The 13335-nt window shown below is 74.6% G+C and carries 11 protein-coding genes; 6 read left to right on the top strand and 5 right to left on the bottom strand.

All coding sequences use genetic code 11. The annotated features are described in order from the left end of the window. The first annotated feature begins 34 nt into the window (after positions 1-34). A complete protein-coding gene (locus OO63_RS25900; RefSeq protein WP_030357170.1) occupies positions 35-430 on the top strand; it encodes a MerR family transcriptional regulator in 396 nt (131 codons plus the stop codon). Here the strand turns inward: OO63_RS25900 and OO63_RS25895 are convergent. Together OO63_RS25895 and OO63_RS46385 are read right to left on the bottom strand one after the other, a co-directional pair. Next, entirely contained in the window at positions 427-630 is a 204-nt protein-coding gene (locus tag OO63_RS25895; protein ID WP_030357171.1) for a hypothetical protein, read from the bottom strand. The two genes, OO63_RS25900 and OO63_RS25895, sit on opposite strands and share 4 nt — an antisense overlap. Continuing rightward, a complete protein-coding gene (locus OO63_RS46385) occupies positions 627-2270 on the bottom strand; it encodes an amidase (protein ID WP_199819454.1) in 1644 nt (547 codons plus the stop codon). Before OO63_RS46385 ends, OO63_RS25895 begins: the two co-directional genes overlap by 4 nt. Positions 2271-2512: 242 nt before the next feature. Between OO63_RS46385 and OO63_RS25885 the strand changes: the two genes are divergently transcribed. The 3 genes from OO63_RS25885 to OO63_RS25875 all read left to right on the top strand — a co-directional run bounded on the left by OO63_RS25885 (position 2513) and on the right by OO63_RS25875 (position 6839). Further along, complete coding sequence (locus OO63_RS25885; RefSeq protein ID WP_030357173.1) at positions 2513-3313, top strand: 3-hydroxybutyrate dehydrogenase; 801 nt, start codon at positions 2513-2515, stop codon at positions 3311-3313. A gap of 82 nt (positions 3314-3395) precedes the next feature. Further along, positions 3396-4796, top strand: coding sequence for an MFS transporter (locus OO63_RS25880; RefSeq protein WP_030357174.1), 1401 nt, complete (start codon positions 3396-3398; stop codon positions 4794-4796). A 120-nt stretch (positions 4797-4916) separates the two neighbouring features. After that, positions 4917-6839 (top strand): helix-turn-helix domain-containing protein, encoded by a 1923-nt coding sequence (locus OO63_RS25875; protein ID WP_030357175.1) that lies wholly within the window; start codon positions 4917-4919, stop codon positions 6837-6839. On the opposite strand, the gene OO63_RS25870 is transcribed toward OO63_RS25875, so the two are convergent. Both OO63_RS25870 and OO63_RS25865 read right to left on the bottom strand, forming a co-directional pair. Continuing rightward, entirely contained in the window at positions 6799-8901 is a 2103-nt protein-coding gene (locus OO63_RS25870) for an ABC transporter ATP-binding protein (protein ID WP_157854050.1), read from the bottom strand. The two genes, OO63_RS25875 and OO63_RS25870, sit on opposite strands and share 41 nt — an antisense overlap. Before the next feature lie 265 nt (positions 8902-9166). Then, on the bottom strand, positions 9167-9688 hold the full coding sequence (locus OO63_RS25865) for a CGNR zinc finger domain-containing protein (protein WP_030357177.1): 522 nt from the start codon (positions 9686-9688) through the stop codon (positions 9167-9169). 26 nt (positions 9689-9714) lie between these two features. On the opposite strand from OO63_RS25865, the gene OO63_RS25860 reads away from it, so the two are divergent. Further along, positions 9715-11148: an MFS transporter gene (locus tag OO63_RS25860; RefSeq protein WP_078619361.1), complete on the top strand. Its 1434-nt coding sequence runs from the start codon at positions 9715-9717 to the stop codon at positions 11146-11148. Here the strand turns inward: OO63_RS25860 and OO63_RS25855 are convergent. Then, on the bottom strand, positions 11133-12251 hold the full coding sequence (locus OO63_RS25855) for a medium chain dehydrogenase/reductase family protein (RefSeq protein ID WP_051811219.1): 1119 nt from the start codon (positions 12249-12251) through the stop codon (positions 11133-11135). The genes OO63_RS25860 and OO63_RS25855 overlap by 16 nt on opposite strands. Before the next feature lie 222 nt (positions 12252-12473). Here OO63_RS25855 and OO63_RS25850 point away from each other — a divergent pair, with 222 nt between their 5' ends. After that, positions 12474-13190 carry a TetR/AcrR family transcriptional regulator gene (locus OO63_RS25850; RefSeq protein ID WP_030357180.1) on the top strand — a complete coding sequence of 239 codons (717 nt, stop codon included), beginning with the start codon at positions 12474-12476 and terminating at the stop codon, positions 13188-13190. The last annotated feature ends 145 nt before the right edge of the window (positions 13191-13335 follow it).

Genomic DNA, 13335 nt, shown 5'->3' with positions numbered 1-13335 from the left:
CGCGCGGGCCCGGTACTCCGTGGACCATGGGGACATGGACGACCTCACCCCGATACGGGACGTGGCGGACCGCTTCGGCCTGCCGCTGTCCACGCTGCACTACTGGGAGCGGCGCGGCCTGGTGACGCCGCACCGGCGCTCCGGGCGGCGGTACTTCGACACCGAGCAGGTCTACCGCGTGGCGCTGATCCAGCTGTGGCGGGAGACCGGCCACATGTCGGTCGACGAGATCGGCACCCTGCTGCGCCGCGACGACCCCGCCGCCGACTGGCGCGGCACCGTGCACGCCCGCGTCGCCGCGCTCCAGGCCGACATCGACCGGCTCGCCGCCGCCCGCACCTACCTGGGCCACCTGCTCGCCTGCGCCCACGGCCACGACCTGGAGCGCTGCCCCGACTTCCGCGCGACCGTCCCCCTGGACACGCCCTAGTCGCGCGGCACGACGACCTCCCGGAGCAGCACGGGCCGTGCGTCCGCCGTGTCCGGCACCTCGAAGAGCGCGTCCACGGACGGGCGTTGCACGGCGTACGCCGCCACGAGCCCCGCGGTCTCCCGTTCGCCCGCGGGCAGTCCGGCGGCGGCCAGCAGGCTCCGCACCCGCACGCCGACGTCCTGCGGGTCGGCGCTCATGCGCGCACCTCCTGAGCGGTGCCGGCCGGGCCGCCCGACGCCCGCGCCGCGTACCCGGCCGGATCGGGGGCGCGCCGGTGCCAGTCGGTGCGCTCCTGGAACGCGTCCCCGACGCGCAGGACCGTCGCCTCGTCCGCCACCGGACCCGCGATCTGCAGCGACAGCGGAAGACCCGTCCCCGTCACCCCCATCGGCACCGCGAGGACGGGGTTGGCCAGCGCGTTCCAGTACGGCGTGTGCACCAGGCCGAACACGCCCGCGTGGTCCTGGTGGCCCGCGGCGTCCGCAAGCACGTCGAAGGGCGGCGCCCCGATCGACGCGGTCGGGCACACGATCACGTCCACGTCCGCGTCCGCGTCCGCGAACAGGGCGTCCACGGCCCGCTGCGCCACCGCGCGCACGCGCTGCGCCTGGACGTAGTCCGCGCCCGACACGAGCGCGCCCGCCGCGAGGAACCCGCGCGCGGCCACGCCGTAGTCGTCCCAGCGCCGGGACAGCTCAGCGCGGTGGTGGGCGAGCCCCTCGGCGGCCGCCGTCACGAGCACCGTGGTGATCAGCTCCCGCCAGTACGGCAGCCGCACCTCCACCGCGTCCGCGCCCAGGCCGGTCAGCACCGACACGGCCGCGTCGAACACGCCGGGCAGCGCTGGGTCGCCGTCGGCGGGGAAGTGGTGGGCCCACGCGACGCCGACGCGCAGCCCGGCCAGATCACCGCCGAACCAGGGCTCGGCGAACGGGACTTCGAGGCCGTCCGCGGCGCCCCGGCCGCCCTTGCCCGCCGCACCGCCACGGCGGTCCGACACCCCGCCGCCGCTGCCCGTCGTACCGCCGCCTCTTCCCGCCGTACCGCCGCCGCCCGCTCTGCCGCCGAAGAACGCCCCACCACCCCTGCCCGCCCCGCCACCGGCGGACTCCCCACCGCCGCCCCGCCCTCCGGCGATCACGCTCAGGACCGCCGCACAGTCCCGTGCCCCGCGCGCCAGCGGCCCCACCCGGTCGAGGCTGTACGCGAGCGGCACGCACCCGGCCCCCGGCACCCGCCCGAACGTCGGCAGCAGGCCGCTGACTCCGCAGAACGCGGCGGGCATCCGGATGCTCCCGCCCGTGTCGCCGCCGAGCGCGGCCGTGAAGAAGCCCGCCGCGACGCCGCTCGCCGAGCCCGAACTGGAGCCCCCGGCCCACAGGTCGGGCCGCCACGGGTTGCGCGGGAACGGGAACGGCTCGTCCTCCTCGGGGAGTCCGCAGCCGAACTCCATCGCGGTCGTCTTCCCGGTGATCACCGCGCCCGCCGCCCGCAGCCGCGCCACCACCGGGGCGTCCCGCCCGGCCCACCACGCCCGGTCGTGGACGAGGCTCTGCGCGGTGGTCGGCCCGTCGGCGACCGCGATCGTGTCCTTCACGCCGAACGGGATCCCGTGCAGCGGCCCCCGGTCGAGCCCGCGCGCCAACTCCTCGTCCGCGCGCAGGGCCGCCGCCCGCGCCCGCTCGTCGAACCGCGCCAGATACACCCCGAGCGCCCCGTCGTGCCGGTCCGCCGCCGCGATGGCCGCCTCGGTGAGGCCGACGCTGGTCACGGTGCCGGCCCGCAGCGCGAGGGCGGTCTCGGACAGGGTCAGGGGCTGGGGCATGGGTGCGCTCACGTTCCACCTCCGCGTACGCCGCCCGGGTCCGGCGGCCGGTGGTACGCCACCCTCGCTCCTCAACCCGAGTTGAACGCAAGCGTCCGGCGCGCCACCACCGGGAGACACGCGTCACCACCGGGAGACACGCGTCACCACCGGGAGACACGCGCCACCCATGGCCGGCGCCGCCATGGGGCCGCGCCGGAGTGTGGTGCCGGGCCACATGGGCGGCGCCCCGCGCCGTGCCTATGTTTCCGGCCATGACCAGCGGACCTCACCCCACGCCCGAGCCCCCGACTCCCGCCGCCCCGGGCGCCGTCGGCCTCAGCGGCCGCGTCGCCCTCGTCACCGGCGGCGGCAGCGGCATCGGCCGTGCCTGCGCCGCGGCCCTCGCGGCGGCGGGCGCCGAGCTCCACGTCGTCGACATCGACGCGGCCGCCGCCAAGGCCGTCGCGGACACCGTCGGCGGCCACGCGCACACCACCGACCTCGCCGACGCGGACGCCGTCGCCGCGCTGCCGACCGACGTGGACATCCTCGTGAACAGCGCCGGACTCCAGCACATCGCGCCCCTCACCGCGTTCCCGCCCGCCCGGTTCGCGCTGATCCAGCAGGTGATGGTCACCGCCCCGTTCCTGCTCCTGCGGCAGAGCCTGCCGCACATGTACGCCCGCGGCTGGGGCCGCGTCGTGAACATCTCCAGCGTCCACGGCCACCGCGCCAGCGCCTACAAGAGCGCCTACGTCGCCGCCAAGCACGCCCTGGAGGGCCTGAGCAAGGTCACCGCCGTCGAGGGCGCCCCGCACGGCGTGACCAGCAACTGCGTCAGCCCCGGCTACGTACGCACCCCGCTCGTGCAGGGCCAGATCCACGACCAGGCCGCCGCCCACCGCATCAGCGACGAGGCCGTCGTCGCCGACGTGCTGCTCGCCCGGTCACCGACGAAGCGCCTCATCGAACCCGAGGAGGTCGCCGCGGCCGTCCTGTGGCTGTGCGGACCCCACAGCGGCTTCGTCACCGGGGCGTCCCTGTCGATGGACGGCGGCTGGACCGCCACCTGACCGCACACCCCGCCTCCCCATGACACCCCCGCACGCCCCCGCTCATGCCTGTGCCACCCGCGAGTGAAACCCGGTGATCCCCATGGCCCGTCCCCGCAGCAGCATCGGCAAGATCGTCGGTGCCAGCCTCGTCGGCACCACCATCGAGTGGTACGACTTCTTCCTCTACGGCTCCGCCGCCGCCCTCGTCTTCAACGAGATCTTCTTCCCCACCGCCGACCCGCTCACCGGCACCCTCATCGCCTTCATCACCTACGCCATCGGCTTCCTCGCCCGTCCCCTCGGCGGCGTCGTCTTCGGGCACTTCGGCGACAAGGTCGGCCGCAAGAAACTGCTCGTGCTCAGCCTGCTCCTGATGGGCGGCGCGACTTTCGCGATGGGCCTGCTGCCCACGTACGACGCGATCGGCGTCGGCGCGCCCATCCTCCTGACCGTGCTGCGGCTCGTGCAGGGCTTCGCGCTCGGCGGGGAGTGGGGCGGCGCCGTCCTGATCGTCTCCGAGCACGGCGGCGACAAGCACCGCGGCTTCTGGGCGTCCTGGCCGCAGTCGGGCGCGCCCGGCGGCAACCTCCTGGCCACCGGTGTGCTCGCGCTGCTCGCCGCCGTGCAGTCCGAGTCCACCTTCCAGTCCTGGGGCTGGCGGGTGCCGTTCCTGCTGTCCGGCGTCCTGGTGATGGTCGGCCTGTGGATCCGCCTGTCCGTCTCCGAGTCGCCCGTCTTCCTCGAAGCGCAGGCCAGGGCCGAGGCGGCCGCCGCGCACGGGGCCAAGGAGGAGCCGCCCGTCGTGGAGGTGTTCCGCAGGAACTGGCGGGAGGTCCTCACCGCGATCGGCACCCGCTTCGGCGAGAACATCTCGTACTACGTCCTCACCTCCTTCGTGCTCGTCTACGTGACCAAACACCTCGACCTGCCCAAGAGCACCGCCCTGAACGCCGTCCTGATCGGCTCCGCCGTGCACTTCGTCACCATCCCCGCCTGGGGCGCGCTCTCGGACCGGATCGGGCGGCGCCCGGTGACGCTCATCGGGTCGGTGGGCATGGCGCTGTGGGCCTTCGCGTTCTTCGGCCTCGTCGACTCGGAGTCGTTCACGGTGATCACCGCGGCGGTGACGGTGGGGCTGCTGTTCCACGGAGCCATGTACGGGCCGCAGGCCGCGTTCATCTCCGAGATGTTCGACACCAAGGTCCGCTACTCCGGCGCCTCCATGGGCTCCCAGCTCGCCTCGATCGTCGCGGGCGCCCTCGCCCCGATCATCGCCGTGGAACTCCTCAAGGAGTACGACTCCTCCACGCCCGTCGCCCTCTATCTGTCCCTGGCCGCCGTGGTGACGACGGTGACCGTGGCCCTCGCCCGCGAGACCCGCGGCCGCGACCTGCGCACCGAGGCGGGCGACCCCCCGGCCGCAGGCCCGGTCCCGGCACGGCCCACCGCACCCGCTGCGCGTACAGAGGAGACGGCAGTACGCTCCGGCGAACCCACCTGAGCACCCGCACCGCACGTCGGAAGGCAGCCACCACCCATGGCATCCGCCCGCCCCCGCACCACCGCGCCCGAGGTGTACGGCGACACGGGGTCCGCGGCCCCCGGCGACACCGCGCCCGAGATGTACGGCAGCACCGTGGCCGACTCCCTGTGGCACCTGCTCGACCTGCTCGGGCGGCAGGCACCGGCCGAGAGCTTCGCCGGGGCCGCCGCCGCGGCCAGACAGGCGGGGGCGGGCCCGGCCGACCTTGCCCGCGTCGAGGCGGCCACCGACACCGCCCTCGGCATCCGCCGCACCCTCGACCAGCACCGGCGCCGCGAGGCCGAGCTGTCCGCCCTCTTCGACACCGCGGGCGACCTCGCCGCCCTCAGCGACCTCGACGCGGTCCTGCGCGCCATCGTGCGCCGCGCCCGGCTGCTGCTTCGCACCGACGTGGCGTACCTGACCCTCAACGCCCCCGCCGAGGGCGACACGTTCATGCGGGTCACCGACGGCTCCACGTCCGCGAAGTTCCAGCAGCTGCGGCTCGGCATGGGGGAGGGGCTCGGCGGGCTCGTCGCGCAGACCGCCCGGCCCTACGCCAGCGCCGACTACCGCGCCGACACCCGCTTCAAGCACACCGCCGTCATCGACGCGGGCGTCGGCGAGGAAGGCCTGCGCGGCATCCTCGGCGTACCGCTGCGCGTCGGCAGCCGCGTCATCGGCGTCCTGTACGCGGCCGACCGCACCCCGCGCGACTTCGCCCCCGACCAGATCGCGCTGCTCGCCTCGCTCGCCGACCACGCGGCCGTCGCCATCGACAGCGCGCGCCTCCTGGAGGAGACCCGCGCCGCCCTGGTCGAACTCAACGCGGCGACCGCCACCGCCCGCGCCCAGAGCGAGGCCATGCGGCGCGCCGCCGAGACCCACGACCGGCTCACCGACCTGGTCCTGCGCGGCGGCGACGTGTCCGACCTGGCCGCCGAGATAGCCGCGCTCCTCGACGGCGGCCTCGTCGTCCAGGACGCCGACGGCACCGAACTGGCCCGCGTCGGCGCCGACTCGGCGACCGCGCCCGCCCGAGGCGTCGCCGCGTCCCGCGGCAGCGGACACGCCGTGGCCGTCGACGGCGTCTGGGTGTCCGCCGTGCTCGCCGGGCCCGAACCGCTCGGCAGCATCGCGCTCAGCGGCCGCCCCGACCTCACCGACAGCGACCGGCGCCTGTTCGAACGCGCGGGCCTGGACACCGCGTTGCTGCTGCTCCTGCGCCGCTCCGTGGCCGAGGCCGAGGACCGGGTGCGCGGCGAACTCCTCGACGACCTGCTCACCGCCGCCCATGCCTCGGACCCGCGCCGTGCCGGACGCCTCTGCCTGCGCGCCCGCCGCCTCGGCGTCGACCTCGCGGAGCCGACCTCCGTGCTCGTCCTGACCTGCGAGGGCGACCTGCGCACCCGCCTGCTGACCGAGGCCGCCCGCCGCGCCCGCACCCTGCGCGGCCTCGCCGGACCCCAGGGCGGCCAGGTCGTCCTGCTCGTGCCCACCGCCGCGCCGGGGCCACTCGCCGAGCGCCTGGCCGCCGACCTCGGCGTGGCCGTCGGGGCGCCCGTGACGTGCGGCGCCGCCGGACCCACCGAGGGGCCCGCCCACCTGCCGGCCGTCCACGCCGAGGCGCTGCGCTGTCTGCGCGCCCTGACCGTCCTCGGCCGCACCGGCCAGGGCGCGAGCCTGTCCGACCTGGGGTTCGTCGGCGTGCTCCTCGGCGACCACACGGACGTCGACGGCATCGACGGCTACGTCCAGCGCGTCCTCGGGCCCGTCATCGACTACGACTCCCGGCGCGGCACCGAACTCGTCCGCACCCTCGACGCCTACTTCGAGGCGGGCGCGAGCCTGTCCCGCGCGAAGGACGCGCTGCACGTCCACGTCAACACCGTCGTACAGCGCCTCGACCGCACCGCACGGCTCCTGGGCCCGGACTGGAACAGTCCCGACCGGGCCCTGGAGCTTCAACTCGCCCTGCGGCTCAACCGGTTGCGCCGCCCGCCGGGGACTGGTCCGGCGTAGCGTCCCGGGTCCTGCGGCGCTGTGTGGGCACGGCGTCGAGGGTGTCGGTGCGGTATTGGAGCGACTGGAGTTCGAACAGGTGCCGGAACAGGTGCGGTCCGTCGGCGGCCGGTCCGGTGGGCGTCGATCCGGGTGCCGCGTCGGGGGGCGTGCCGGGTGCCTCCGTGTCCGGCCCGTCCGGCGCCCCTGCCGCCATCAGCGTGGCGAAGTCGCCCTGCTCGACGAGTCTGCCCTCGTCGAGGACGTAGATGACGTCGGCCTCCTTGACGCTGTGCAGGCGGTGCGTGACCAGGACGATCGTCTGGTCCGCCGACGCGAGCGCGCGGATCTTGCGGAAGGCGTCGATCTCGGCGGCGGGGTCCATGCTGCTGGTCGGCTCGTCGCAGATGAGGATGTCGGCGTCGCGGAAGTAGGCGCGGGCCAGGGCGACGCGCTGCCACTGGCCGCCGGACAGGTCGACGCCGCCCTCGTAGCCCTTCTCGCACAGGGTGTCCCAGCCGTGCGGCAGCTCGCCGAGCACGCCGTCCACGCCCGCGTAAGCGGCCGCCGCGTCGAGCCGTGTCGTGTCGTGGATGTCCTCGGGGCGGCTGATGGCGACGTTGGCGCGGGCGGTGAACGGCCACCGCTGGAAGTCCTGCAGGACCAGGGCGACATGGCCGAAGACGTCGTCGCGGCGCAGCGCGCACAGGTCGGTGCCGTCCCAGGTGATGGCGCCCGACGTGGGCAGATAGAGGCCCGCGAGGAGCTTGCTCAGGGTCGTCTTGCCCGATCCGTTGGCGCCGACCAGCGCGATCACCTGGCCCTTGCGGATGGTCAGGGACACGTTGTCGAGGGCCGGGGTCGCGCGCTCGGGGTAGCGGAAGCTCACCCGGTCGAACTCGATCACGGCGGGCGGCTCCGGCACCGGGACGCCGGCCGCGGGGATCGCGCGCTTCTTGGCCTCCTCGCGGGCGCGGATCAAGTCGTTCATGAACAGGCTCTGTTCGTAGAGGTGGTGGATGTGCGACACCATGCGGCGCAGCCCCGCCGTGCCGCTGGTCAGCGCGAGCGCGGCGGTGGCGCCGGACGCGAGCGGCAGCTGACCGTTCGTCAGGAGCAGGGCGAGGACGGCGTAGGTGCCGCCCGCCGTCAGGCCCGAGAGAGCGGACGTGGTCAGCTCGGTGCGGGCCTCCAGGTGCGCGAGGCGCGTCTGCTCGTCCGCGGCCTGCGCCGCCATCCGGTCGAACTGGTCGAGCAGGAACGGGCCCGCTCCGTGCACCCTCAGCTCCGGCGCGGCCTTCTGCGAGATGAGCAGCCGCCGCAACGCCCCTTGTTGGCGCACGTGTTCCAGCCAGATCTGCACCGACTCGTACGTGCGCCGCGCGGCCCGCACCGTGCCCCAGGCCTTGGGCACCACCACCGCGAGCAGCAGCGGAAGCAGTACCGGGTGCAGCACGGCGAGGACCCCGCTGACGGCGAGCAGCGCCATCAGGGCCTCGACGATGCCGAGGGTGTGCTCGATCAGACGGCGGGCCGCGGTCTGGCCGTGCTGTCCCGAGTCGAGGACCGCGTGGAAGTCGGAGCGCTCGATGTGCTCCATCTCCACCCGGATGACCTCCTTCATCATGGAGAGCCCCGCCACCCGCTCCACCTTCGGACCGAGGCGGCCCGCCGCCGCGAACGACACGGCGCGCAGCGTCGCCGCGAACGCGCTGGCGGCGGCCACCCACAGCAGGGACGGCAGCGCGTCGCGCACCCGGTCGGCCGTCGGGCCCGCCGCGAACAACGACACCAGGACGCGATTGGTGGCGAGCAGCCCGAACGCGGTCGCCGCGGCCTGCCCGAGCTGGGCCACCGCGACCACCACGAGCGCCACCGGGTCGGCGCTCCAGGCCAGCGTCACGGTGTGCCGGAACAGACGGGGGATCTGCCGCAGGATCGACAGGAACGACGCGTTCAGGCGGGCGAGTTCATGCGTGGTCCAGCCCCATGAGCCGCGTAACCGCCCACCGAAAAGGAGTTGTTCGGGCGGCGTCGGGGCGCCGGGGCGGCGCTTCCCGGCAGCCGGGGGAAGTGATGCCAAAGTTCCTCCCTGATCAGGGTCGTCCGTCCGGAACCTGCCCCGGACGGCTCCGTCGATCCTCACCAGAAGATCGGCACGACGGAGGACCTCGGACGAAACTTTCGGACGAATGTCTGAAAGCGTCCTGTATTGACGGGAGTTGAGGGGGCGGTCGGGCCTGTGCGAGGCAGGTGGGCGCGGGCGCCGTCCGTGCCGGGTGCGGTGCGCGCCCGCGCGGTTCAGGGGGCGCGCACGCGGGGTCGGGGAAGCGGTGTGCCCGCGCGTCTCAGGAGGGGGTGCGGGCCCGGTGGCGGCGGACCGCGTCCCGGTTGGCGCACCGCTGCGAGCAGTAGCGCTGCCGCCCGGTGCGGGAGGTGTCCGCGAAGATCGTGGTGCACTCCGCGACGGTGCACCGCCGCAGGCGGTGCATGCCACGGCCCGTCAGGTGCAGCGCCGTGCCCACCGAGATCAGCGCGAACAGCAGCGGGCCGAGCGGTTGTGCGTCGTCCCGGTAGTGCAGATGCCAGCCCGTGCCGGCGTGGTCGGTCAGCCGCGGGTGGGCGGTGGCCGCCGCCAGCATCCGGTTGAGCAGCTCGGCGCGGGCCTCGTCGTCGGCGGCGTCGACGACCTCCTCCCACGCCGTGAGCGCCTCCAGGGCGCGGTCCAGGTCCTGCGGCGAGACCGGCCGCTCCAGGGTGAGCCCGGCCGCGCGGCAGCGGTCCGCGAGTTCCGCGGCGGTCGCCGGGCGCCGGTTGGCCAGGTCCGCGGCCAGATTCACGACGTCGGCGCCGTAAGGGTTGAGGTGCATAAGACCATTACAGCAGCCTGATCGGCATGCGACGACGTACGAAGGGCCAGGGCCCGGCCGCGGGCCACCGGTATCCGTCCGCGGGAGGGGAAGGTCCAGCCGCGGGGGAGCGGGACCCATGGCGCTACCGGTGGGCCGTCCTCGCCATCGCCACCTTCACGCAGGCCGCCGCCGGCTTCTTCGTGCAGGGCATCGGCGCCCTCGGCATCTCTCTGCAACGCGACCTCGACCTCAGCACCGCCCAGCTCGGCATGCTGGTCTCCGCGTCCCAACTGGTCCCACTGGTCGGCCTGTTGGTGGCCGGTGAGCTGCTCGACCGCTACAACGAACGCTGGGTCGTCGGCATCGGGGCCTGCGTCGTGGCCGTGGCCCTCGGCGTGGGGAGCGCCGCGCCCGGCTATGTCGCCCTGCTCTGCGTCCTGTTGGTCGTCGGCGCGGGCTACAGCACCGTCCAGCCCGGTGGCAGCAAGTCGGTGGCGTCCTGGTTCGACACGTCCCGGCGCGGATTCGCGATGGGGGTGCGCCAGGCGGGCCTGCCGCTGGGCGCCGCCCTCGCCTCGGCCGTCCTTCCGCTCCTCGCGGAGGCCTACGGCTGGCGCTCGACGCTGGTGGTCGGGGGGTTCGTCGCGCTGCTCGGGGCGGGCGTCTTCATGGTCGGATACCGGCGCCCGCCGTCAGCCCTGTCCGGGCTGCCCGTGTCGTCCACGGCGTCCGCCCCCTCGGGTACGCCGTCCGCCCCCGCGCCCCCGCCGGGCGAACCGCCCGCTCCGCTCTCCGCGCGGCTCGCCGTCCGGCTGCGGCTGCTCCGCACGCCCTCCATGGTGACGATCCTGCTGTCCGGGGTGAGCCTGATCTCCGTGCAGTACGCGGTGGGCGTCCTGACGGTCCTGCATCTGCACGAGGCGGCCTCGGTCGGAGCCGGGACGGCGGCCCTGGTCCTGGTGGCCGCCCAGGGGGCGGGCGTGGCCGGCCGCGTCGCGCTCGCGGTGCGCAGCGACCGCGGCCGCTCCGGGCGGCACGGCACCGTCGCCCTCTGCATGGTCGCCGTGGTCGCCGGGATGGTGGTCCTGATGACCCCGCTGGGCCGCAACCCCGCCCTGGCCTGCGGTGTGCTGGTCTGGCTCGGCTTCTTCGGCTACGGCTGGTACGGGCCGTGGGTCGCCCATGTGACCGAGTCGGCCCCGGCGGGCCGGACCGGGTTCACCCTCGGCCTCGCCATGTCCGGCAATCAGGTCGCCATCGTCCTGATGCCGCCCGCGCTCGGCCTGCTCCGGGACCTGACCGGCAGCTTCACCGTCGTCTGGGGTCTGCTGTCCGCGCTGACGGCGGTCGCCCTGCTGGTCACCACGCGCGCCGACCGCCGCGTCCGGGGGCAGGGTCCGCCCGGCGGCCGGGTCCTGCCGGACACCGCCGGGGCCCGGCCGCGGGCTTCGTCCGCGGCCCCTCATCGCCCGGACTGACCGTCCCGCGCCTCCCGCGCCTCTTCCCGCACCTCGTCCGGTACGAGCACGACCTTGCCCGCGACCGTGCCGGACTCCGCGAGCCGCATCGCGTCGGCCGCCCGCGACAGCGGGATCCGCGCGGCGACCTGCGGTTCGAGCCTGCCCTCCGCGAGGAGCGCGAAGACCTGCCCGAGGTCGGCGCCGAGCCGGGCGCGGAAGGCGTCGAGGCGGCGGCGTCCGGCCCAGATGTTGAAGAAGTGCGCGTGCCGCGAGTTGGGCAGCGCGTTCCACAGCGCGAGGCGTGCGAAGAGCTTGAGGACGGGGGCCTTGGAGGACCCGGCGGCGTCGCGGGTGGACGCGGTGCCGTACGACACGAGCGTGCCGCCCGGGGCGAGCAGCCGGAAGGAGTCCACGACGCCTTCGCCGCCGACGTGGTCGAAGACCGCCGCCACGCCCTGCGGCGCGAGTCCGCGCAGTCGCCCGTACAGGTCCGGGTCCCGGTAGTCGACGGGCGTGACGCCGAGCGCCCGGAGCCTGTCGTGGTGGCGCCGCGAGGCCGTGCCGATCACCCTGACCCCCGCGATCCGCGCCAGCTGGACGAGGGCGGAGCCGACGCCGCCGTTCGCGCCGAGCACGACGATCGTGTCGCCCGCGTCGACCTCGGCCGTGCGGTGCAGCATCTGCCAGGCCGTGATGCCGTTGACGACCAGCGTCTCCGCGTCCGCCGACGACACGGAGTCCGGCACCTCGACGAGGTCCGCCGCCGCCACGACGACGTGGCTCGCCCAGCCGCCGGTCTTCGTCAGCGCCGCGAACCGCCGTCCGGCCAGCGCGGGGTCGACCCCCTCGCCGGTCGCCGCCACCCGGCCGACCAGGTCGTACCCCGGCACGAACGGGAACGGCGGCTGGTCGTAGTACTTCCCGCGCCGCATCTGCTGCTCCGCGAACGAGACGCCGGTGGCCTCCATCGCGAGCAGCACCTCGCCCTGGCCGGGGGCGGGAGCGGCGACGTGCCGGACCTGGAGGCCGTCGGGCTCGACGACGCCGGGCAGGACGACCTGGGTCGCGACGGTCCCGGCGGTGGCCGCCGCGGCCGCCGTCGCCGGTGCCGTGTTCTCCATGGGCTGGTTCTCGATCGTGTGGTTCTCGATCGTGTGGGTCTCGCGCATGGCTTGGCCTCTCTCGGTGGGTAATGCTTATCGCGGTGGTTAGAAGCTATAACTTGAGAATGCACCTCTGTCCGGGAGCCTGTCAAGGGCTCCTCTTGCTAGAGTTAGAGCCTCTAACAACAGTGATGGTCGAGTGACCGGGAAATACGGGAAACAGGGGAAGGGGCCACCGACATGGCAGACAAGAGCAGTACCCCTCGCCAGCGCTACCGCGACCAGGTGCGCGGCGAGATCAAGGCGGCCGCCCTGGAGCAGATCCGCGCGGGCGGCGCGCCCGCGCTCAGCCTCAACGCCGTCGCCAAGGGGCTCGGCCTCACCGGCCCCGCCCTCTACAAGTACTTCCGCAACCGCGACGACCTCCTCACGGAGCTGATCTGCGACGGCTACGACGCGGCGGCCGTCGCCATGCGCGAGGCCGCCGACCGCGCGGCCGACGCCCCGCCGCGGGAACGGCTCCTCGCCCTCGGCACGGCGCTGCGCGCATGGGCGATCGATGCGCCGCACGTCTACCAGCTCCTGGCCGGTACGCCGTCCCCCGGCTACCAGGCGCCCCCGGAGACCACCGACCGGGCCCGCGCGGTGCTCGGCCCGCTGCTCGGCGTGCTCGGGCAGGGGGACTGCGCGGGCGCCGCCCTGGAGCTGCGCGCGGAGATGCGGTTCTGGCTGAACGAGACCCCGGCCGTCGAGGAGTGGGTCAGGGCCTGGGCACCGGACGTCGACCCGGCGACCGCCCTCGCCGGCACGGTGACCGCGTGGGCCCGGCTGCACGGGATCGTCAGCCTCGAAGTGCAGGGCTTGTTCGGGGGGATGGGGCACCGCTCCGGCACGCTGCTCAAGGCCGAGATGGAGGCGCTGGCCGACGCCATGGGGCTGCCCGGGGCGGCGCGGTGACACGGACGACCTGACCGGCTCGGCGGACCGGATGGGGCCGCGCCCGGCGGGGCAGGATGGGACCGCTGTACGGAACGGTCCGCGTGGGCAGGCGGACCATCCGTGGGACCTGATAGGAACGCTCGTTTAGCGAAGGGACCACCCC

The organism is Streptomyces alboflavus, assembly GCF_000716675.1.
Taxonomy (GTDB): Bacteria; Actinomycetota; Actinomycetes; order Streptomycetales; family Streptomycetaceae; genus Streptomyces; species Streptomyces alboflavus.
This window is presented reverse-complemented; position numbering and strand designations above follow the sequence as displayed.